Annotated in this window: 17 protein-coding genes and 1 pseudogene; 7 read left to right on the top strand and 11 right to left on the bottom strand. The window is 63.7% G+C overall.

Annotated features, from left to right (window positions below; translation table 11 throughout):
• Nucleotides 1–9 precede the first annotated feature (9 nt).
• Together BM177_RS03460 and BM177_RS03455 are read left to right on the top strand one after the other, a co-directional pair.
• On the top strand, nt 10–2,403 hold the full coding sequence (locus BM177_RS03460) for a phosphoketolase family protein (protein WP_091678743.1): 2,394 nt from the start codon (nt 10–12) through the stop codon (nt 2,401–2,403).
• Complete coding sequence (locus BM177_RS03455) at nt 2,390–3,943, top strand: CYTH and CHAD domain-containing protein (protein WP_175492484.1); 1,554 nt, start codon at nt 2,390–2,392, stop codon at nt 3,941–3,943. Before BM177_RS03460 ends, BM177_RS03455 begins: the two co-directional genes overlap by 14 nt.
• 71 nt (nt 3,944–4,014) lie before the next feature.
• On the opposite strand, the gene BM177_RS03450 is transcribed toward BM177_RS03455, so the two are convergent.
• Nucleotides 4,015–4,434 carry a PRC-barrel domain-containing protein gene (locus BM177_RS03450; RefSeq protein ID WP_425284360.1) on the bottom strand — a complete coding sequence of 140 codons (420 nt, stop codon included), beginning with the start codon at nt 4,432–4,434 and terminating at the stop codon, nt 4,015–4,017.
• Between the two features lie 170 nt (nt 4,435–4,604).
• On the opposite strand from BM177_RS03450, the gene BM177_RS03445 reads away from it, so the two are divergent.
• Together BM177_RS03445 and BM177_RS03440 are read left to right on the top strand one after the other, a co-directional pair.
• Entirely contained in the window at nt 4,605–5,858 is a 1,254-nt protein-coding gene (locus BM177_RS03445; RefSeq protein ID WP_244532075.1) for a metallophosphoesterase family protein, read from the top strand.
• Nucleotides 5,855–9,313, top strand: coding sequence for a YhaN family protein (locus BM177_RS03440; RefSeq protein ID WP_091677998.1), 3,459 nt, complete (start codon nt 5,855–5,857; stop codon nt 9,311–9,313). The genes BM177_RS03445 and BM177_RS03440 overlap by 4 nt, the downstream gene beginning before the upstream one ends.
• A 39-nt stretch (nt 9,314–9,352) precedes the next feature.
• Here the strand turns inward: BM177_RS03440 and BM177_RS03435 are convergent, their stop codons facing one another.
• The 6 genes and pseudogenes from BM177_RS03435 to BM177_RS03410 form a co-directional block, all read right to left on the bottom strand.
• Nucleotides 9,353–9,694, bottom strand: a complete 342-nt coding sequence (locus BM177_RS03435; protein ID WP_091678734.1) for a DUF190 domain-containing protein — start codon at nt 9,692–9,694, stop codon at nt 9,353–9,355.
• A gap of 365 nt (nt 9,695–10,059) precedes the next feature.
• Nucleotides 10,060–10,437 (bottom strand): annotated as a pseudogene (gene crcB / locus BM177_RS21085) (fluoride efflux transporter CrcB); the annotation flags it as partial.
• A gap of 137 nt (nt 10,438–10,574) precedes the next feature.
• On the bottom strand, nt 10,575–11,828 hold the full coding sequence (locus BM177_RS03425) for a molybdopterin molybdotransferase MoeA (protein WP_091677990.1): 1,254 nt from the start codon (nt 11,826–11,828) through the stop codon (nt 10,575–10,577).
• A gap of 20 nt (nt 11,829–11,848) precedes the next feature.
• A complete protein-coding gene (mobB, locus tag BM177_RS03420; RefSeq protein ID WP_091677985.1) occupies nt 11,849–12,394 on the bottom strand; it encodes a molybdopterin-guanine dinucleotide biosynthesis protein B in 546 nt (181 codons plus the stop codon).
• Entirely contained in the window at nt 12,385–14,400 is a 2,016-nt protein-coding gene (locus tag BM177_RS03415) for a molybdopterin biosynthesis protein (protein ID WP_091677980.1), read from the bottom strand. Before BM177_RS03415 ends, mobB begins: the two co-directional genes overlap by 10 nt.
• Before the next feature lie 6 nt (nt 14,401–14,406).
• On the bottom strand, nt 14,407–15,531 hold the full coding sequence (locus tag BM177_RS03410; RefSeq protein WP_091677977.1) for a molybdopterin-binding domain-containing protein: 1,125 nt from the start codon (nt 15,529–15,531) through the stop codon (nt 14,407–14,409).
• Between the two features lie 185 nt (nt 15,532–15,716).
• Here BM177_RS03410 and BM177_RS03405 point away from each other — a divergent pair, with 185 nt between their 5' ends.
• Nucleotides 15,717–15,953, top strand: coding sequence for a sulfurtransferase TusA family protein (locus BM177_RS03405; RefSeq protein ID WP_091677972.1), 237 nt, complete (start codon nt 15,717–15,719; stop codon nt 15,951–15,953).
• A complete protein-coding gene (locus BM177_RS03400) occupies nt 15,953–16,744 on the top strand; it encodes an NUDIX hydrolase (RefSeq protein WP_091677969.1) in 792 nt (263 codons plus the stop codon). Before BM177_RS03405 ends, BM177_RS03400 begins: the two co-directional genes overlap by 1 nt.
• Before the next feature lie 10 nt (nt 16,745–16,754).
• Here the strand turns inward: BM177_RS03400 and BM177_RS03395 are convergent, their stop codons facing one another.
• Complete coding sequence (locus BM177_RS03395; protein WP_091677965.1) at nt 16,755–17,105, bottom strand: hypothetical protein; 351 nt, start codon at nt 17,103–17,105, stop codon at nt 16,755–16,757.
• Between the two features lie 200 nt (nt 17,106–17,305).
• Between BM177_RS03395 and BM177_RS03390 the strand changes: the two genes are divergently transcribed.
• Entirely contained in the window at nt 17,306–18,034 is a 729-nt protein-coding gene (locus BM177_RS03390) for a superoxide dismutase (RefSeq protein ID WP_091677961.1), read from the top strand.
• 39 nt (nt 18,035–18,073) lie between these two features.
• On the opposite strand, the gene BM177_RS03385 is transcribed toward BM177_RS03390, so the two are convergent.
• The 3 genes from BM177_RS03385 to BM177_RS03375 all read right to left on the bottom strand — a co-directional run bounded on the left by BM177_RS03385 (nt 18,074) and on the right by BM177_RS03375 (nt 20,657).
• On the bottom strand, nt 18,074–19,261 hold the full coding sequence (locus BM177_RS03385) for an FAD-dependent monooxygenase (protein WP_091677956.1): 1,188 nt from the start codon (nt 19,259–19,261) through the stop codon (nt 18,074–18,076).
• 24 nt (nt 19,262–19,285) lie between these two features.
• Entirely contained in the window at nt 19,286–19,534 is a 249-nt protein-coding gene (locus tag BM177_RS03380; protein ID WP_091677952.1) for a zinc-finger domain-containing protein, read from the bottom strand.
• Nucleotides 19,535–19,631: 97 nt separating this feature from the next.
• Nucleotides 19,632–20,657: a glycosyltransferase family 4 protein gene (locus BM177_RS03375; RefSeq protein WP_175492483.1), complete on the bottom strand. Its 1,026-nt coding sequence runs from the start codon at nt 20,655–20,657 to the stop codon at nt 19,632–19,634.
• Nucleotides 20,658–20,776 lie beyond the last annotated feature (119 nt).

Genomic DNA, 20,776 nt, shown 5'->3' with positions numbered 1-20,776 from the left:
GACCGCTGCATGGACGCCCCCGCGATTAGCCGAGATCCTTTAAGCCACGCGGATCTGAACCTCATCGACCGGTACTGGAGAGCCGCCAATTATTTATCCGTCGGACAAATCTACCTGCTCGACAATCCGCTGCTGCGGGAGCCCTTGCAGCCCCGCCACATCAAGCCGCGGCTGTTGGGACACTGGGGCACGACGCCTGGCCTGAACTTCATCTACGCCCATCTCAACCGGATGATCCGCGCCCGCGACCTCAGCATGATCTACATCTGCGGACCTGGCCACGGCGGTCCCGGAATGGTCGCGAACACCTATCTGGAAGGCGCCTACAGCGAGATCTACCCGGAGATCGGCCAGAATTTCGACGGCCTGAAAAAGCTGTTCCGCCAGTTCTCGTTTCCCGGCGGCGTCCCCAGTCACGCCTCGCCGGAGACGCCCGGATCGATCCATGAAGGCGGCGAACTTGGCTACGCCGTCGCTCACGCCTATGGCTCGGCGCTGGACAATCCGGATCTCATCGTCGCCTGCGTCGTCGGCGACGGCGAGGCCGAGACGGGGCCGCTGGCGACGGCGTGGCATTCGAACAAGTTTCTCGATCCCGTCCGCGACGGCGCGGTGCTGCCGATCCTGCATCTCAATGGCTACAAGATCGCAAATCCGACCCTTCTCGCCCGGATCGATAAAGAAGAGCTCCGCAGCCTGTTCGTCGGTTATGGCTACGATCCGATCTTCGTCGAGGGCGACGATCCAAAACTCATGCACCAGCTCATGGCCGCGGCGATGGACGGCGCATTCGATAAAATCCACGAGATCCAGACGGCGGCTCGCGCGGCCGGGATCGCCGCCCGCCGACCGCGCTGGCCGATGCTCGTTCTGCGCAGTCCGAAGGGCTGGACCGGCCCCAAGGAAGTCGACGGCAAAAAGGTCGAGGGCTTCTGGCGCTCGCATCAGGTGCCGATCGCCAATCCGCGCGGAAATCCGGAGCATCTCAGGCTGCTCGACGAATGGATGAAAAGCTATGAACCGCAGGCTTTGTTCGACGAAAGCGGCGCCCTGCTCCCCGAAATCAAAGCTCTGGCGCCTTCCGGCGAGCGCCGGATGGGAGCAAATCCGCACGCCAACGGCGGCCTCCTCAAGCGCGATCTGAAGCTGCCCGATTACCGCGCCTATGCGGTTTCCGCGCCTCAACCCGGCGGCGCCGTCGCCGAGGCGACCCGGGTGATGGGCGCCTATCTCCGGGACGTGATGCATCTCAACGCGGACGCCAAAAATTTCCGCATCATGGGCCCGGACGAGACCGCCTCGAACCGCCTCGACGCTGTTTTCGACGAAACCGACCGCGTCTGGATGGAAGAGATCGAACCCTTTGATGTTCATCTTTCCCGCAACGGCCGGGTCATGGAGGTGTTGAGCGAACATCTCTGCCAGGGCTGGCTTGAAGGTTATCTGCTCACCGGCCGGCATGGGTTGTTTTCATGCTATGAGGCCTTCATCCACATTGTCGACTCGATGTTCAACCAGCACGCCAAATGGCTGAAGGTCTCCCGGCATCTGCCCTGGCGGGCTCCGGTCGCGTCGCTGAACTATCTTCTGACCTCGCATGTGTGGCGGCAGGACCATAATGGCTTCAGCCATCAGGATCCCGGCTTCATCGACCTCGTGTCCAACAAGAAAGCCGATATTATCCGGGTCTATCTGCCGCCCGACGCCAACACGCTGTTGTGGATCACCGATCATTGCCTGCGGACCTATGACAGGATCAATGTGATCGTCGCCGGCAAACAGCCGGCGCCGCAATGGCTCAACATCGCCGAGGCGGCGAACCATTGCGCCGCCGGAGTCGGGATCTGGGCCTTTGCCGGCAACGAAACCGACGGCGAGGAGCCGGATGTCGTCATGGCCTGCGCCGGCGACGTTCCGACGCTCGAGACCCTCGCGGCGGTCGCCCTGCTGCGCGACAGCCTGCCGGACCTCAAGGTCCGCGTCGTAAACGTCGTCGATCTGATGACGCTACAACCGGCCGAGCAGCATCCTCACGGTCTCAGCGACGGCGCCTTCGACGCTTTGTTCACGCGCGACAAGCCGGTGATTTTCGCCTACCATGGATATCCCTATCTGATCCACAGGCTGACCTACAAACGCGCCAATCACCACAACATACACGTGCATGGATTCCAGGAGGAAGGCGCGACCACGACGCCCTTCGATATGGTGGTGATCAATGCGCTCGACCGTTATCACCTCGCGATTGACGCGATAGAGCGCGCGTCAAGCCGAAGCGATGCGGCGATCGAAACGATACGACGTTTCGAAGCAAATCTGAAGGAACACCGGCGTTACATCTGCGAGCATGGCGAGGACATGCCTGACATCTGCGAATGGAAATGGTCCTGTGCGTCAGCCTAGAGAAACAGAACTGAAATTTCTCGCCGCGCCCGAAGATCTCGAACGGATTGCGAAGGCCGAGTTTCTCGCCTCGGCGGAGCATCTTTGTTCCGCCAGCATCAGGACGAGCTATTTCGACACGCCGGACCGCGATTTCAGGAAGCACGGACTGCTCGTGCGGGTCCGCAATTTTGGAGATCACTGGATTCAATCGGTCAAGCAGGCGTCCGGCGTGGAGCGGTTCGAATCCGAGCGGGAGATTGACGAACCCTCGCCCAGCTTGCGTCTGCCGGGCGATCTGCCTCCATCCTGCGGCGTGACCTGCGCCGATAATCTCAAGGAACAATTCGCATCGCAGGTCCAGCGCAAGACGTTTCTCCTCGCCGCGAGCGGCGCGGTGATCGAAATTGCATTCGATCGCGGCGACATCGTCACGCCCGATGGGAAGATTCAGCAGATCAGTGAAATTGAACTGGAGCTGAAGGACGGCGACCCTGCCGGCCTGTTCGGCCTCGCGCGCCAATTGGCCGAAAACGCGCCGGTTTCATTCAGCCTTTTGAGCAAGGGCGAGCGAGGATTTCTCTTGGCGGAGAAGCAATCGGGCCTTCCGCACAAGGCCTCGAAGGTTCATTTGTCTCGAGAACTGAGCGTCGCCCAGTCCTTCGCCGCGATCGGCCGGATGTTGCTTCACGACTTCATGCTGAACCTTTCCCCGCCGCCGCCGGCCTCGGTTCGCGTTTCCGATCAGATCCTCGACGTCGAAACCGTTCATCAGACCCGCGTCGCCATACGCCGTCTGCGGGCCGCGATGAATTTCTTTCGCCCCTGCGTCGAGGACCAGGAATTCGCGCAGCTCAAAGATGGTCTCCGCTGGATATCGGGCCTCCTTGGCGCCGCGCGGAACTTCGATGTCTGGCAGGAGGAAACGCTCGGACGTAAGGTCGCCTCGCTGAAGGTCGCAGAAGGCTATCGCGAGCTTTCCGCCGCGATGGAGGAAAAGAGACTTCATTCACACCAGGAATTGACCGAGGCTATCGGATCCTTGCGCTTGCGTCTTCTGATACTCGATCTCGCGATCTGGCTGGAGGCGGGCGAATGGCGTTCGACCGGCAAGCCCGCTGACATGACGCCGCTCATCGATTTTGTAAAACCTCGCATGAGAGCGGCCGCCCGAAAGCTCAGGCGGCAGGGCCGCAATTTTGCGACGCTCGGCAAGGAGCAACAACATGCGCTCCGCATTCGGGCAAAGAAATTGCGCTATTGCATCGAATTTTTTTTGGATCTGTTTGAAACCTCGCGAGGCCGGCGCCGCGCGAAAAAACTCCTGCGGGCGCTTGAAGACTTGCAGGCCTCGATCGGCAAGATGCACGACGACGACAGCCTTGGCGACTTTCTCGCTGACGCCTTCGTCGGTGGTCGCCATGATCGCGAGCGCCGCCTCAGCCCGACAGCGGCGTTTGCGGCGGGCAGACTCTGCGCCTCGCATCCGCGCCGAAAAAAACTCGAGAGAAAAGCCGCAAAGGGTTTCGCGAAATTCGCCGGAACCCGCATATCCGTTTAGGCGTCTTGAGTTGGATCCCGGCGCAGGTTAGATTTGCGCCGGGAGAAACGAATTGCGGACAATTCCTACATTTACGAAGATGACTTCCAGCGTCCCTGATATTTGAATTCCGGAGCGCCCTTCAACTGGTCCTTCGTCGCGTTCATGCGAGCGGCCCATTTGCCTTTCGCGGCATCGTAGCCGACGGCGACCGAGGACGGCTCGACCGCGACATAATGCTCTCCCATTCCGAGCCATCCGCCAACAGAGAGGATGTATCCGTCGAGCTTGTCTTTAGAGATGATGATGTCCTTGATTTCTCCAACATTCTCGTCGGCGCTGTTGTAGACGTTGAGGCCCACCAGATTGTAGCTCAAAGCGGCGTCGGCGGGCACGTTGGTGAAGCGGGCGCCCGGCGACGGAATAGTCGTTTGAGCAAAAGCGGTGGCGGTGAACATGGCGCCCGCCAACAACCCAAGGCTTGCTTGTCCAAGGCTTGCACGTGACAACATCGATTTCCTCCAGTGTTGCTTTGTTCAGACGCTCGTAAATGCGGCGTTTTCCATTTCGTTCCTTCGCGAGGGCTGCGCCATTCCGGCGAGGCGGGGCCTCGGCCGGCGTTTCCCGGATTGACCGAGGGGCTTGATCTTGTCGACAGCACAGGCCTCCCGGGCTATCTTCGATGCAAATGAGATTCACCTTCATTCACGCCGCCGATCTCCATGTCGGCAGCCCGCTTGCCGCGCTGGGCGTCAAGGACCCTGCGATAGCCGAGCGATTCGCGCATGCCGGGCGGCGCGCGCTTGACCGGCTGATCGACGAAACCATCGCAGCGAGGGCCGCCTTCCTGCTGATCTCAGGCGATATTTTCGACGGCGACTGGACCGACGTTTCGACGGGGCATTTTTTTGTCCGGGCGCTAGGACGCCTCGACAGGGAGGGCATCCGAACCTTCATCGTGAAAGGCAATCACGACGCCGTGAGCCTCATGTCGAGGTCGCTGCCCTACCCCCAGTCCGTCACGGTTTTTCCCCACGAGGAAGCGCTTAGCATCGAACTCGCCGAGCTTGGCGCGGTCCTGCATGGGCGCAGCTTCGGCGAGCGGACCGTCGCCGCGGATTTCGTCGCAAGTTATCCCGCGAGACGCGAGGGCGCGCTGAACATCGGCCTCCTCCACACTTCTCTCGAAGCCGTGAAAGGCGCTTCATCCTACGCGCCGTGCACGGCGGATGATCTGCGCCGGTTCGGCTATGATTATTGGGCTCTGGGTCACATCCATACGGCGGAGATCGTTCACCGGAATCCCTGGATCGTCTATCCGGGAAATATTCAGGGCCGCAGCGTGCGCGAGCCCGGAGCCAAGGGCGCCATGCGCGTCAGCGTTGAGGGCGGCGCGATCGCTTCGGTGGAGCCGATCATTCTCGACTCCGCCCGCTGGGCGCACGAACGCGTCGATCTTGCGGGCTGCGATGACGAAACGGAGCTTCATCGACGTGTCGGCGCCTGCCTCGATCGCCTGAGCCCCCAGATCGCAGGCCTACCGTCGGCCGTCCGGCTGACCCTGACCGGAACGACGCGGCTTCACGCCCGGCTCGCCGCAAGGCGCGAGGAGATCGAGGCCGACGTGCGGGCGATCGCGTTCCGCTTCGCTGACGATTGCTGGGTGGAGCGCGTCATTCTCGAAACCGTCGCGCCGGAAAAGGCCGGCGGACCTCGGCAGGAGTCCGACGCCATCGACGTCGAGGCGCTCCTCGCGGCGGCGGCGCAAGACCCGGAGTTCAGGGCGAGCGCCCATGAACTTCTCGGGGCGATCCTCGCCAAACTGCCGCAAGATCTGAAGGAGCGCCTTCCCTTCAAGGAAACGTCTCTCGACAGGCTTGCGGAACTGGCCCACGATCAGATGACCGGCTCGCTGTTCACGGAAAGCGAACCGTGAGGTTCGAGTCGCTTGTCCTTGAACGCTACGGGCCCTTCACGGATCGCGCGATCACGTTCCGGCCGGACGCCAGGCTTCATGTCGTTTATGGACCAAACGAGGCGGGCAAGACGTCGATGCTGGCGGCGTTCGCCGACCTCCTGTTCGGTTTCCCGACGCGCAAGGCCAATGATTTTCTCCATGATAGCGGAGCGTTGCGCATCGGCGCCGCCGTACGTCTGGCCGACGGGTCGGCGCTCTCGTTCCGGCGCCGCAGGGGCGCCAAGAACACAATTCTCGGCGAGGACAATCAGGCCCTGCGCGAGGACATCCTCTCCTCTATCCTCGGGCATGTCACGCGCGAAACATTCCTGACCGAGTTCGGTCTGACGGCGGACACGCTGCGCAAGGGGGGGAACGAGCTCTTAAGCGCCGGAGGGCGCCTCGCCGAAACGCTGGCGGCGGCTTCGGCCGGAGTGTCCTCCCTCGCGCGCGCCGGAGCGCGGCTTCAAACCGACTCAGAGGCATTGTTCAGTCCGAGGAAGGTCGCGAGCAAGGAATTCTATATCGCCGACGTTCGGTACCAGGACGCGCAGCGCCGGATGCGCGAGGCGATCGTCACCGCCGACGCGCTGAAGGACGCCGCCAGGACGATCAAGGACGCTCAGGACAATTTCGAAAACATCAAGCTGCACCATGAAGAAATCGGCCGCGGCCTCGCCCTGCGCAGGCGCGCCCAGCGAACCAGATCGAAGCTTTTGCGAATCGATATCGCGCGCGCCCAACTCAAGACGTTCGAAGATCTGCCCCTCGTCGGCGCGGACAAGGTGAAGGCCTGGCGATCCGCGCATCGGGAACTGGCCGAAATCGACAAAGCCCTCGCCGATCTCGATTTCGCCGATACCAGAGGCGCCGCCGCGATCGCCGCTTTGGCGGTGGACGAAACATTATTGGCGATGGCCCCCGATATTGACGCATTGCGCGAGCGCATCAGCGCGATCCGCAAGGCCGAGGACGATCTGCCGAGGCGCCGGGAGGCGCAGCGCGCAGCGCGCGAGGCGCTCGACGAGGCGGCCCGCCGCCTCGATCTTTCGTCCCATCGCGAATTGCTTGCGCTCCAGCCCGGCGATCCGGCTTTGGCGCGGGTGCGCGAACTGGCGGACGCGCTCCGGCGCGGCGAGGAGCGTTTGGAGGAAGCGAACACACAGGCCTTCGAGGCGGGCCGCGAGCTCGAACGGCTTGAGGCCGGCGCCGAGCCGGGAGTTATTTTGATCGATCCTGGACCTTTGCGCCGCCGGCTCGAACTCTTCGTCGAAATTCCGGCTGACGCCGAGACCTTGCGCCGCAATCGGGCCGCGAGCGAAGCGCTCGCACGCCGGCTTGCCGAAGACGCCGCGGCGCTGGACCCTCAGCCGGGGAATGTGGACGGCCTCGCCCGGCTTCCTCTTCCGCAGCGCGCCGAGATTGAAGCCGCGGCCCGCGAGGCGGAGGAATTGGCCAGGATCAAGGGCGGCCTCGACGCCGGGTTGGAGGCGGCGAACCGCAAGCGCGCGGAGATCGAGAACGAGATCGCGCGCCTCGCCCGTTCGGGAGCAATCGCGACCCGCGAGGACGTAGCGCTCGCCCGCGCGCGCCGCGACGAGGCCTTGAGGACGCTGGAACACTCTCTCGATGCGGGCGGCGACGTTGCGCGCCCACTGTTGAACCTGTTGGACAAGGCCATCAAAACCGCCGATGGGTCCGCCGATCTCCTGCTGTCCGACACGGAGCGGGCGACGCTCCTTGAGGCGGCGAATCATCACCTGCGCGAGGCGAGCGCCGAATGCGAACGGATCAACCGCGATCAGGAGATTGCCGCCCGGCGACGCGATGAAGCCGGCGCGGCCTGGCGCGGGCTCTGGGCGAAGTGCGGACTTGCTCCAAAAAGCCCCGCGCTGATGACGCGATGGCGCGAGCGGGCCGCCGATCTTCTCGACCACCGCCGCCGCTTCGAGGAGCAATCGGTCGAAACCGAAGCGCTGTCGGTCAAACTCGCGTCCCGGCGGGAGGCGCTCGCCCCGCTGCTCGCGGATCTCGGCCTCGATCCGCTTTCCGATCTGCCGGTCGAACTGCTCCACCGGGAGGCCTGCGCCGCCATCGAGCGCATCCAATCCGTCTGGACAGGACACCGCGAGCGCGAGGTCGCCCGGCTGAAAGCGATCACGGACCGGGACCGGGCGCAAGCCGTCCTGGCGGACCGCGAGCTGGCTCTGCGCCGGTTGCGCGCCGATTGGCCGAAGGCGGCCGCGGCCATCGGCCTCGCGACGGGCGCGACGCCGCGGGAAGCCGAGGCGGCGCTGGCCGTCTGGCGCGACGTTCCCGTCCACAGGGGCTCGTTCGAACGCGAAAGCCGCAGCGTCGAGGGAATCGAACGCGATCTCCAGGGCTTCGCGCAGGAGGTGACGGCGCTCGCCGGACGGGCGGGTTCGGCCCTCGCTGGAGGCTCCCCCCCTCATACGCTCGCTGAACTGACGCGCGGACTGGCGGCGACGCGGGCTGCAGGTCACGAGCGGGACGCTCTTGGCAAAGCCGCGGCCGAGCGGGCGCTGCAACGCCGCGACTATAACGAGCGCCGGGAACGCCTCGGAGCCGTCGTCCGCGACGCGCGGCGGCAATCGCGTCTGCCGGACGAAGCGGACATCGCCCCGGCCCTCGCCCGGCTCGACGAGCGGGCGGCTCTGGACATTCAGCTCTCGGACCATAACCGGGATCTCAGCGAAAGCTCGGACGGCCAGAACGAAGCCGCCCTGCGCTGCGAGCAGGAGGGCGTCGATTGGGATGCTCTTGCCGCGGAAATCGAACGATTCGAAATGATGGATCGTCAGCTCATCGCCGACATGAACGAAGCCGCGACGCGCCTGCATGATGCGAAAAGAACTTACGAGACCCTCGCGCTAGGCCGCGACGCCGAGGGAGCGGCGCGCGAACGAGCCGAGGCCGGCGCGGCGCTGGTCGCGATCGCCGAACGCTGGCTCGTGAAGGCGGCGGCGGCCCGCCTCGCAGCGCGCGCGATTGAACTGCACCGGTCGAGCGTCGAGGAACCGCTGGTGACGCGCGCATCCCACCTCTTCAACGTCGCGACCAATTCGGCGTTCAAAGGCCTCGCCGCAAGCTATGACGAAGCCGACCAGCCGGTCCTTGTCGGGATTCGGATGAATTCGGAGACCGTCCCTGTGGCAGGCATGAGCGAGGGCGCGCGCGACCAGCTTTTTCTCTCGTTAAGGCTGGCGCTCCTTGAACTGCGGAGCGCGGAGCCGCTTCCCTTCATAGGAGACGATCTGCTTTCGAGCTTCGATGAAGACCGCGTTGCGGCGACCGCGGACCTGCTTTCGGACTTTGGCCGCTCGCGGCAGACCATCCTTTTTACGCATCACCGGCACGTCGCTGACATCGCAGGGAAACGGCTCGGTGCGGCGGCGGACGTCATTACATTGTGAGCTTCGTCAGCAAGCCGGAAAAAGATCGGGCCCGCCAAATCAGGCCTTGGCGTTCGTCCCGTATTGAATAATCTTCACTTTTTCGAGGGTGACAAGGCCGCTCGCCATCATCCCATCCAGAATCGGGAGGAAGGCGTTGATTTTATCTTCTGCGTCCACGATTTCGATCACGAAGGGCAAATCGTTTGATAGGTCGAGAATCTTCGCCGTATGAAGCCGGCTTGATTGGCCAAATCCCATGGGACCACGCAGAACGGTGGCGCCCGCAAGATTCAGCTCGCGGGCTTTGAGGACGATGGCCTGGTAAAGCGGCTGACTACCGCACCGGTCGCTCTCTCCAACTAAAATCCGCAACAATATGGCGTCGGAAGGAATCTGCATGGTCTGAATTCCTTTCATTTGCGTGGAGATGGCGGCGTTCTGGATTTTGTAGCGGGTTCACCGGGCTTAAGGTTTCTTGGGCGCGGCGGAGGGAGCGGCGGAGGGAGCGGAACTTCTGCGCCTCTTGGCGCATATTCCGACGCGGGAGCTTTCTCGTCACGACTGGCGCCGGTCTGCGGAGGATTCACCCCTGCATCGGGCGCGTGAGGCCTTGGCGCAGAGGCGCCTTCCTCGGTCGCATCGGCTGGCGGAGCCTGCATCACATGACCTGCGCCTGAACCTGGCTCAGTCTCGCGCCGGGGAGCGGTCTGAGGAGCGCGTTCCGGGGGAAATCTGAAGCGCGGCTCGAAGCCGCCTTCCAATTGATTCAGGGTCGCGGCCGCGACATGACCGAGCCACACCGCGAAAAAGCAAAACGCAAGCGAAACCGCGACATTCGCTCCCGCTCGAAGCCAGTCGCCGTCGCGCACCAGGTTGAGCGTCTGGATGCTGAAAGAAGAAAAGGTCGTGTAGCCGCCGCAAAGACCGATCATCACGAACTGCCGCGCCGTCGTGCTCACGAGCAGGACTCCGTCCGGACCGGTCAGCGTCGCGAAAAAGCCGATGACCAGGGAGCCGCTGATGTTGACGAGGATCGTTCCCCAGGGAAACGTCTCGCCAAAATGAGTGTTCACAAAATTGGAGACCCAGAAGCGGGCTCCCCCCCCAAGCGCGCTTCCGACCATGATCCAGACATAGAGCATTTCAAGATATATCCGGTCGCGTCGCAGCCTTGGAAACAGGCCCGTCGCGCGCCCGCTTGAGCCCGGCTTGTATTTTTTGAAGCAAACAGACGGCGCTCGGCCTCTGGACCTCGGGCCCGGCCGGTCGGCTCCAGAATCTACCTGATCATGTCGTAATCGATGTAGGCCACCTTATCGCCAGCGGCAATTCTGGTGACGTCTTCGCCCAGTTCGACAAAGCCGTGCGTCCTTGTGAGTGAAGTCAACACGCCTGCCCCCTCGACCGGGTGTTTCTCGGCGATCGCTTCGCCGGCGGCGCCCGCGCGCAGCGTCACCCGGACATATTCGCGCCGGCCGGTCTTTTTCCTGTACTCAAAACCGGACGTCACCGGGAGCGGGCGCGCCGGTTCGTGCTGAGCGCCGGAGAGCGCGGCGATCAGGGGGCGGACCACATAGACGAACGTGACGAAAACCGCGACGGGGTTGCCGGGCAAACCGACGAACGGCGTCCCCTCGATCACACCCATGGCGACAGGGCGCCCGGGCTTGATCCCAAGGCGCCAGAAGACCAGCGAGCCGCTGTTCGAAATCGCCGCCTTGACGTGATCCTCCTCTCCCGCCGAGACCCCGCCCGAGGTGAGCACGAGGTCATGATCGGCCGCCGCCGAACGAAGCGCTGCGGCGATCTCGCCTTGATTGTCGGCGAGGACGCCAAGATCCGTGACCTCGACGCCCTGGCGCTTCAGCAGGCCATGCAGAACGAAGCGGTTGGCGTCGTAGACGCCCGCCGGGCGCATCGGCGTCCCCGGCTCAAGAATTTCGTCGCCGGTCGAGAAAATCGCCGCCTTCAGCCGGCGCCTCACCGTCAGCCGATCGACGCCCAAAGCCGCGGCGAGACCAAGATCCTCGGGCCGCAGCCTGCGCCCCGCCGCCAACGCCTGCGCGCCCGCCGAAATATCCTCGCCGCGCAACCGCCGGTTGGCGCCCTTGGCGAGACCCGGCGGCAGCGACGCCAAATCGCCGGGCAGGAGGCGGCAATCCTCCTGCATGAACACCGTATCGAGCCCCTCCGGCATCGCGGCCCCGGTGAAAATGCGGACGGCCTTGCCGGCGCCGCCGCCCTCGGTCGCGTGTCCCGCCGCCGCCCTGCCCTCGACGGGAAGACATGTTTCAACGCCGGGCGAAAGGTCGCAAAACCGCACAGCGTAACCATCGACCGCCGAATTGTCGAAAGCCGGAAGATCGATCGGCGCCGTCAGCGCCCGCGCGAGGATGCGTCCTTCCGCCTCGTTGAGACGAAGGGCCTCGACACCCTCGACGCACGACACGCGATCGAACAGAAGAGCGACAGCGGCGCCGACCGGCATCAGGGCGTCGCCAGCCGAAAAACTATCCTTACTCAGTTGCGCCATAGACTATCCCGTCTCCCGTTCTAACGATCAGCCGTCCCAGCCGTTGGCGCGAGGCTCAGCAGCGTGTCCTCCAACGGCCGGGAGAGCTCAAGACATAAATCCGCGACGCTCTCGGCGTCATCGAGATGCGCGCGGGGCAGAGCCAGGCCACCGAAATCGGCGTCGCTGACGAACGCCGCGATGGACGGATCATCGGGAAAGAGCGGCGGCTTGCCGTTGGCCGCGCGGTGAATCTCGATCTTGGCGTGGGCGTCGAGCTTATAGCCCTCCACCAGAACGAGATCGACGGGGCTCATTCGCGCGAGCAGGCTGGCGAGAACCGGCTCGCTCTCGTCGCGCATTTCATGCATCAGCGCCCAGCGCCGGCTTGAGGCGACGAGCACTTCGGCCGCGCCCGCCTCACGATGGCGGTAGGAATCCTTGCCGGGCATATCGACGTCGAAGGCGTGATGCGCGTGTTTGAGCGTGGAGACGCTGAAGCCGCGGGCGCGCAGGACCGGAATCAGCCTGACGATCAGCGTTGTTTTGCCAGCGCCGCTCCAGCCCGTAAGGCCAATCACTCGCATGACGCGGCGCCTGTTTGGTCCGGCGCAGAGGCCGGAGCAAATCCTGCGTCCCGCAGCCTTCGCAGAACGTCCCCGGCGCGAAGCGCCGCCAAGAACTCGCGAACGGGCTTGGCCTCAAGCGCCCTGCGCGCAATCGCGAAATCATAATGCTCCTCCCGGAGCGGCAGAAATCCGAGGCCATAGGCTTGCGCCACCGGGCCGATCGCGACGCCCCAGTCGGCGCGGCCCTGCGCGACCGCGGCGGCGGCGGCGTTGTGGGACTTCGGCTGGTTCCAGTAGCCGCCGGGACGCGCGTCGCCGAGCAGATTGTCGATCAGGAGGCGTGTCCCGGCGCCCGAATTGCGGTTGACCATGAGGCAGCCCGGGTCGGCCAGCGCGGCGGCGACCGCCGCAACCGGCGAACGGCCCTCGAACCGGGAATCTCCGGGCCGGTAGACGAGTCCCTGCATCCGCCGCCAGCCTTCGATCAGGATCAGGTCGTCGCTCAGGAAGGGCGCATTGTAGATGTCCGTCCGGGGGTCCAGCAGATGAATGGGCGCGATGTCGCATTCGCCGCGCTTCAAGGCCGACAAACCGCCCTGGCTCCCGATCGCGATGCTGCGGACGCTGACGCCGCGGGCCGAGAGGAAGTCAAGCACGGCCTCAAGCCCGACGCAGTGCGAGCCCATGATGACAAGATCGGAAATCTTGACGTCCGGATCGAACAGCGTGACCTTCGTCCTGGCGCCTTGCGCGAGGCCGTCGGCGAGGGCGTCAATGGTGACGAAGCCGTCCGCCTGCGCGAATGATGTGACGGACCCCGAGCCTTTGCCGAGCGGAAACGCGTTGAGGCCATTTTCGCCCCGCGTCAGGGCGACCATGACAAATTCCGTGCGGCCGATATCCGACAGCAGGCGCACCGCCGCCGTCGCCTCGACAGCAACCTCGTCGCGAGCGGTGAGGCCGCTCATCGCGCGGAGGACAGGAACGACGAAATCATGGAAGGTGAACATGGCGGAGGTCGGAAAACCGGGCAGGATCACCACAGGCTTCCCGTCCGCCACCGCGAGACAGAGCGGCTTGCCGGGCTTCAAGGCGACGCCATGGGCGATCACGCCAGGCGATCCAAGCCGAGCGATGACCCGATAGGTGAGATCGCCCGCGCTTTTTGAGGTGCCGCCGGACAGGATCACCATGTCGCACCTCGCGAGCGCGTCCCGCAACACGGCCTCCAGAGCGGCCTCGTCGTCGGCGACCGCGCCGAGAACGAGGGCTTCGCCGCCGTTCTCGCTGATCGCCGCGGCGATGATCGGCGCGTTCGAATCGTAGATCGCAGCCGGGCGAAGCGGCTCGCCGGGCTGGACCAGTTCGTCGCCGGTCGAGACGACCGCCACCCTCGGCCGGCGGTAGATGGGGATGCGCGCGATACCACAAGCCGCGAGGATTCCGATCTCGCGGGAGCCGATCACCCCGCCGCGTCGCAATAAGGTTTCGCCCAGGGCGATGTCGGAGCCGGCAAAGCCGATGTTCTGGCCGGGAGCAGCGCTCCGGCGCACCAGAACGCCGTCGCTTCCGTCGGGATCCGTCTGTTCGACCATTGCGACCGCGTCCGCGCCGCGCGGTATCGGGCCGCCTGTCGCGATCAAAGTCGCCGTGCCGCACGCGACCTCAAGCCGGGGGGCGTAACCGCAGGCGATCTGCTCGCCATTGAGGCGAAGGCGCAGCGGCGCGGCCTCGCTCGCCTGTGCCGTGTCGGAGGCGCGAAGGGCGAATCCGTCGACAAGCGAGCGGTCGAACGGAGGAACGTCGACCGGCGATTGCAGGGTTTGCGCGAGAACGCGGCCAAGACTTTCGCCGAGCGGCGCAATGTCTTCGCCGACGGGGCGCATCGACAGGGCGGCCTGAAAGCGTCGAGCGGCCTCGTCCCGGGAGAGAAGATTGAGAAACTGATCTTGCGCGATTGATCGTTGCGCAAGCTCATCGCCCGCTGGCGCAGCCGGACTTCCAGAGTTTGTTGCAATGCTCATGACGGTTCACAAAAATTCGGCGAGGATAGTTTGTCCACTCGCATATCCTTCGCAATTCGGGTCGACGGCAAGCCACGCGTCCGCCCGCGCGATGGCGCTCCAGCCGGGTTCGGCGCCCGATAGCGGCTCCCAGGCTTCGCCGCCCTCGGTCAGACTGCGGCGCAAAACCACAAGATCGCTCCATCCCGGATTCGAGGCGATCTTGCGCGTCAGCGGCAGGCTCTGACAAGGATCGCGCGCTTTCGAACCCGCGAATTTTCGTAGACAGGGGCGGACGAGCAAAAGCCAAGCTGCAAAGACGCATTCGAACCGTTCGGAGGTCAAGATAAAAACCGCCGCGTTCGCAGCGACCCCCCGCGAAACAAATCCGCATATCGTTTGTCCGGGACGCAGCGCGACGGCATAGGAAGAAATTGTTTCGGGTCCCGCGAGCCTTTCCAGCGCCAAACGGCCGGCTTCCCCGAGCGCGACAAAGAGATCGGCGGCGGAACTCAATTCTTCTTGCCGGACGCCCGAAGGAAACACAACGCAATCGACGCCTTCGCGTCGCGCCATTGAGGCGATCCAGCTTCCGCAGCCGGCTGGCCCTAGAATTCCAACGCGGGGACATCGGATGTTCAGGGATCCGATCCTAGCGAGTCGCAGAAACTCCGCACGATCCGGCCGCACAACCGCGCCCTCCGCGATGATCAACTCCCCCGCCGAAAAATCGCTCCCGGGCGGACGCAAGCCGTCGCCGGGCGCGGCGGTCTCGAAAATCTCGGCCCCACTCGGCGTCGCCTCGACGCTGTTTGGCGGCAGCACCGCGTCGGAGTTTGGCGGGGCCTCGCCGCCAAAGGCGATTCGGACCGGGGCCACGCTGGCGTAACACGGAGCGGCGCTCGACGCGCCAATCGTGTCCCGCGCAGCCACCGCCCACCCGTCCCGCAGAGCCACGGGAAAGAGAGGCGACGGCTCCAGAGCGTAGACCGCCTCCGAAGCGATGCGCCCGATAGCGGCTTCCGCCGGCGAGAGGACCGGCGCGACCGGCCGGCAAAACGGCGCCAGCGCGGCAAGAGCGTCCGGGAGGGACGTCAGCCGGCCGAATTTGCTCCAGACCAGCGATTTCGAAGAGTCAGGAAAAATATTCAACCGGTCGAATCCCTAGCGCATATTCCGATCGGATTGAATCAATCCAATCGACAAGACTATGCTCAAGCTTTTGACTTTGGAGCGATTTCTGATCGATCTCATGACTTCATGCGATCGGAAAGGGCTCTAGCGCTTGGCGCCAGCATCTATTACGCTCCTGCGATCATAGCCAGAAACATTCCTGCATGCCGGATCAATTGACCTCAACGATCCTCGACCTTCGCGGGTTGCTGTGCCCCTTGCCCGCGCTCAGGACTCGGAAAGCGCTGCGGCAAATCGCGACCGGCGATCTCTTGATCGTCGAATGCACAGATCCGCTCGCTGTCATCGACATCCCGCATCTCGTGCGCGAACAAGGCGACCTTCTGGAACTCCAGGAATCCGGCGCCGGCGTTCATCGTTTTCATATCCGGCGCGGCTGATGGCGACAGCAGCCATCGAGGCGTTCGCGATCCAAAACCAGGGGCCGGCCTTGAGGGATGAAACGCCTCGTATCCAGCGCATCGATTCCATTGTTTGCGAAAAGGAGCCCGGCGCCTGGTCCTTCGCCGTCGAACAGGGCGAGGCCATTGATCGTCATTGGGAGAAGGTGAGCGCGGCGAATCCGCTTCTCTTCAACGGCGCCGTCTTTATCATGCGGCGTTACGCCGTCGAGGTCGAGTCAAGCCGACGCATCTTGCGCGCCGCCGCCATCGAGGTTGAATACAAGGCGTTTCTCGCCTGGCGAAACTTCGGTTTTCCCGACCCCGACGTCACCAATTTTTTCGCTATGGCGGCGCTGGTTTCCGCCGACGGCGCCTTCATGCTCGGCCGGATGAACGAACACACCACCAGCGCCGGAATGATTTATTTTCCCGCCGGAACGCCCGATCCCGATGACCTCAAAGGAGACTTGGTCGATCTTGACGGCAGCGTCTTCCGCGAACTGGAGGAGGAAACCGGCGTTCGTTCCGACGAAGTCGAGGCGTCGCCGGGCTGGAGCGTTGTTTTCGAGGGGCAAAGGATCGCCTGCATGAAACTGCTCCGCTCCGGTCTGACCGCGGCCGAACTCGTGAAGCGGTTCGATGCCTTCGCCGCCACGCAGACCGCGCCCGAACTGCATTCGCTGACGCCTGTCTTTTCGCGGCGTGATCTCGATGAAGACCATATGCCCGCGTTCACCTTGCGCTATCTGCGCCACATGCTGGCGCAGCGCGAAGCGGCGGGTGGCTAGAGGGCGGACGTCAGGCCCGGTAGCCGTGACGTTGCTTGGTGGCGCGTATCAGGCTTTGCGCCTCGGCGTCGCGCCCGGCGGCGCAGGCTTGCGCGGCCTTCCCCAATTCGGTTTGAACCTGATCGTAAACCGTCTGATTGAGGTTGCCCGTTCCAACGTCGGCGGAGAGCACGGATTGGAAGCTGTTGAGTTCGCCCGTGCATTTGGCGGCCTCGGGCAGCGCCGGCCAATCCGGTTTCGCGGATGTGGACGCGGGCGCCGCCGCCACTGGCTGCGGGGCGGACCCGTTCGACGTAGCGTTGCAGGCGCAAAGGACCAGCGCCGCGCCCACGGAAAAAATCAATTGGAATCGAGACGCCATCTTGCACTCCAGAAGACAATTCCGATGCGTCTGACTTTCACCTGCCGAAAGATTCTGTCAAGTTCAGGCTCTCTACGAAACGCCCGTCCGCTTCCGGACCGCGTCAGGGGATGATGGCGTATGTATGATTCTGTCGCGTTGCGATGCGCGTCGGCGCGTGCACAAGACTCCCGCCTCCACCGCAGCCTTGAGAGGGTGAGATGAACTCCGGCCACACTATAGACAAGCGCGCGCTCAGCGCCGGAATAGACAGGCGCGCGCTCTGCGCCGGATCGCTCGCATTGATCGGCGTGACGGCCGTCAAAACATCCGCCGCGGCGGACGAGACTAAGCTGGAGGCGTCGTTTCCCGCCCTGCCCTATGCGGACGACGCGCTCGCTCCGGTCATTTCAAGCGAAACCATCGCCTATCATTACGGCAAGCATCATAAAGGCTATTACGACGCCGTCCTGAAAGCCGTGGCCGGCACCGAATTGTCCGGGCTGACCCTCGAGCAGATCGTCCGGAAAAGCGCGGGCGACGGCGCCGCTTTGTTCAATCCGGCCGGGCAGCTCTGGAATCATAATTTCTACTGGGTCAGCATGCGTCCGAAAGGCGGAGGGAAACCCTCCGGCGCAATCGCTGCGCGAATTGACGAAGACTTTGGAAATTACGATGAATTCAAGAAGCAATTCGCCGCCGCCGCGGTCAAGCATTTCGGCAGCGGCTGGGTCTGGCTCATCCAGGATCCAAACAACAAACTTGCCATCGTCGCCACCGCCAACGCCGATTCGCCCATGGCTCATGGCGTGCGCTGTCTTTTGACCTGCGATGTCTGGGAGCACGCTTATTATATCGACCACCGCAACCGCCGGGCCGATTACGCGAACGCGTGGCTGGACCAACTGGTCAACTGGGACTTCGCCAATCACAATCTCGGCGCGGGCTAAACGATCTTTTCCGGCGCCAGCCAATCGTTTGGCGCGCGTTCATCTGACGGCGTAAAGCCAATCCTGATGGGCGAGGAGTCTTCGCCCGCCGATCGCGCGAAAGGCGAGATCGCGCGCGAGCGCCGCAGGGCCGGACAAATGATAAAGTTCGCCTTGCCGGCGGGACGCCAGCTGAACCCGGCCCGCCCGCGCCCGCCGCGCGGTTTGATATGCGAGAAGCGCCCTCTCGACGCCGGCGCCGGCCGATAGAGCCTCGACCAAAGCCCCCGCATCCTCGATGGCCTGAGCCGCGCCCTGGGCGAGGAAGGGCAGCATCGGATGCGCCGCGTCGCCAAGAAGGGCCGCCCGCCCTTGAATCCAGGTCGGAATGGGATCGCGATCAAAGAGCGGCCATTTGCGCCACCCCGGGGCGGCGTGAAGAAGCGCCCGGGCGCTTTGCTCCCAATCGGAAAAGCGCGCTTCGAGAAAAGCCGCGTCGCCTGGCGTCGACCAGCCCATCGCCGCGGCTTGCGCGCCCGAGTCTTCCTCGACGATCGCCACCACGTTGACGACCGAGCCGCCGCGAAGGGGGTAATGAACGAGGTGGGCCTTGCGGCCTAGCCACAGCCCCGTCTCTGGACGAAGCAACGAGGCGGGAGCGTCGCCCGCGGCGACGAGGCTCCGCCACGCCGTCCGCCTTGAGGGCCTGAGCGCTCCCTCGCGCCCCAACATCTGATCGCGAATGCGCGAGCGTGAACCATCCGCGCCGATGAAGACGTCTCCGGCGGCGGCGCTCCGGTTCGCGCCCTGCTGGATGGAGATTTCGACGAAGCCGTCCGCGGGAGCGAAACCTGTGACCCTGCAGCCCGTGCAGAGGTCGATCGCCGTCTCGGCCCGGGCTCTTTCGACAAGCGCGCGGTGGAGGTCGCCGCGATGAACCACAAGATACGGCGCGCCCCATCGCGCTTCCGCGTCCTTGAGGGGAATCACCGCCAAAGCCGCGCCGTCGCCGGCGCGCCTGATGCGGATCGCCTCGGGACTGAGGCTGGCCGGAAGGAGATCATCCAGCACGCCGAAGCGTTTTAAAATCACGCTCGCATTGGGAGAGAGCTGCAGCCCGGCGCCGGCCTCCTGCAAAATTTCAGCTTGTTCGAAAACGCGGACTTTCCAGCCGGCCTTCGCAAGGCCCAGAGCAGCGCAGAGGCCGCCGATCCCGGCGCCCGCGATCAGCGCCTGGCTGGATGTCATCGCAGCGATCGAACCGGAGCGATCCTAGATCTGCGCCAATTCGGGATCGAACGCGCATTCAGCCGGCTCGCAGCCGCCATGCAGCGCCGCATCGAACACGTAATGCGTTGAGCAATAGGAGCAGATCGCTTCATTGTCTTCGCCCATGTCGATAAAAATATGCGGATGATCGAAGGGAGGCAAAGCTCCGACGCACATGAATTCCCTGGCTCCCACCCGCACCTGCCGTACGCCGGGTTGATTATGGAAATGAGGAGTCGCGTGGGCCGCCATGAGTCCGTCCTGAGATGCAAAAGCCTCCGCACTATAGGGGAGCAGCGGCGCGGCGGGTAGCCCCTTTGAGCGTTTTCCTGTCGCGGCCTTTGCCGATCTAATCGAGATTGCGGCTCACGGGCTGGGCTCCCGCGGGCGGTTCGGATTTTGAGGTCGATAATGTATCCTGACGCTGGCTTGTCCGAGGCTCCAGTTCATCGATCAGACTGTTCAGGTTCGCCTGGAAGTTGGGATCGAGAAATTTCGCGTCGACCTTGCGGCGTCCTCGCTCCCCCATCGCCTTCGCCAGGGCGGGCTGGGTCAACAAAATGTGAAGCCGATCGCAAATCATGGAAACGTTCGCCGAATCGACCACAAATCCGTCGAGGCCATCCGACACGACTTCTTTCGAGGCGCCCTTGTCGCTGCAAATCACCGGCAGGCCGAACTGCCAGGCTTCGAGATAGACGATCCCGAAGCCTTCCTTGGATGACGGCATCGCGAAGACGGTCGCCTGAGCGTAAGCGGCCTGCAGCGCTTCCGGACTGACCCAGCCGCGGAAATCGACGATGTCGGAGACGCCAAGGCTTTCCGCGAGCGATTCGAGCTCCGGTCTCAAAACGCCGTCGCCGATCATGACGTATCTGACATTCGGAATGGCAGCGCGGAGCTTCGCAACAGCCCTGATCATCTGATCGGCGTTCTTGCCGCGATCATGGGCGCTCATCCGGTTTACGGTGAGGATGGTCGCGGCGTCGCGGCGATGTTCATCGGGCTGAAACGCAATTTGGTCGACGGCGTTGGGCAACAGCCGGAACTTGCTCCTGGGCAAGCCGAAATCTTCCGCCATTTTCCGGGCGGTATAAGCGCTTACGGCGGCGATTTCAGTCACCGCTGCAAAAAACAGGCGTTCAGACCAATGTTTGCGCCGGTCGGGAGGGTCGATCCAGACCTCGATCCCGTGCACGAACAGCAAAATCGGCAATCTGGGCCTGAATAGGCGAACCAGCCCGGCGAGCGGAATGAGATTGACATGACAAATAACAAACAGATCAGCCTTGGATACGGCGGCCAAGGCCGCGGCGTACATGAATTTCAACCGATCCTTGAAAACAAAAAAATCGGCGGCGGTCTCCGCCGGCAAAGCATTAGCTTCATCATTTAAAAGGAAAACCTGTGGCGGAGGCTGTCTTTTTCCTAGAGCCCGCTTAACAAGTACATTGATTACTCGTCGATTGAAGTTTTGTATTCCGCCAATCTGAC

Origin of the sequence: Methylocapsa palsarum (assembly GCF_900114285.1) — a bacterium.
In the GTDB taxonomy this organism is placed as follows: domain Bacteria; phylum Pseudomonadota; class Alphaproteobacteria; order Rhizobiales; family Beijerinckiaceae; genus Methylocapsa; species Methylocapsa palsarum.
Note: the sequence above shows the minus strand (reverse complement) of the source record. Positions and strands in the feature narration are given on the sequence as shown.

Coding starts and splice junctions, on each gene's coding strand:
- BM177_RS03435 (WP_091678734.1), bottom strand. CDS start 9,694: ATGCAGATTCCTTCCGACGCCATATTGTTGCGGATTTTAGTTGGAGAG.
- mobB (WP_091677985.1), bottom strand. CDS start 12,394: ATGCGAGTGATTGGCCTTACGGGCTGGAGCGGCGCTGGCAAAACAACG.
- BM177_RS03380 (WP_091677952.1), bottom strand. CDS start 19,534: ATGGCGGCCCACGCGACTCCTCATTTCCATAATCAACCCGGCGTACGG.
- BM177_RS03390 (WP_091677961.1), top strand. CDS start 17,306: ATGAACTCCGGCCACACTATAGACAAGCGCGCGCTCAGCGCCGGAATA.
- BM177_RS03385 (WP_091677956.1), bottom strand. CDS start 19,261: ATGACATCCAGCCAGGCGCTGATCGCGGGCGCCGGGATCGGCGGCCTC.
- BM177_RS03400 (WP_091677969.1), top strand. CDS start 15,953: ATGGCGACAGCAGCCATCGAGGCGTTCGCGATCCAAAACCAGGGGCCG.
- BM177_RS03460 (WP_091678743.1), top strand. CDS start 10: ATGGACGCCCCCGCGATTAGCCGAGATCCTTTAAGCCACGCGGATCTG.
- BM177_RS03425 (WP_091677990.1), bottom strand. CDS start 11,828: ATGGCGCAACTGAGTAAGGATAGTTTTTCGGCTGGCGACGCCCTGATG.
- BM177_RS03395 (WP_091677965.1), bottom strand. CDS start 17,105: ATGGCGTCTCGATTCCAATTGATTTTTTCCGTGGGCGCGGCGCTGGTC.
- BM177_RS03450 (WP_425284360.1), bottom strand. CDS start 4,434: ATGTTGTCACGTGCAAGCCTTGGACAAGCAAGCCTTGGGTTGTTGGCG.
- BM177_RS03445 (WP_244532075.1), top strand. CDS start 4,605: ATGCAAATGAGATTCACCTTCATTCACGCCGCCGATCTCCATGTCGGC.
- BM177_RS03415 (WP_091677980.1), bottom strand. CDS start 14,400: ATGAGCATTGCAACAAACTCTGGAAGTCCGGCTGCGCCAGCGGGCGAT.
- BM177_RS03405 (WP_091677972.1), top strand. CDS start 15,717: ATGCCGGATCAATTGACCTCAACGATCCTCGACCTTCGCGGGTTGCTG.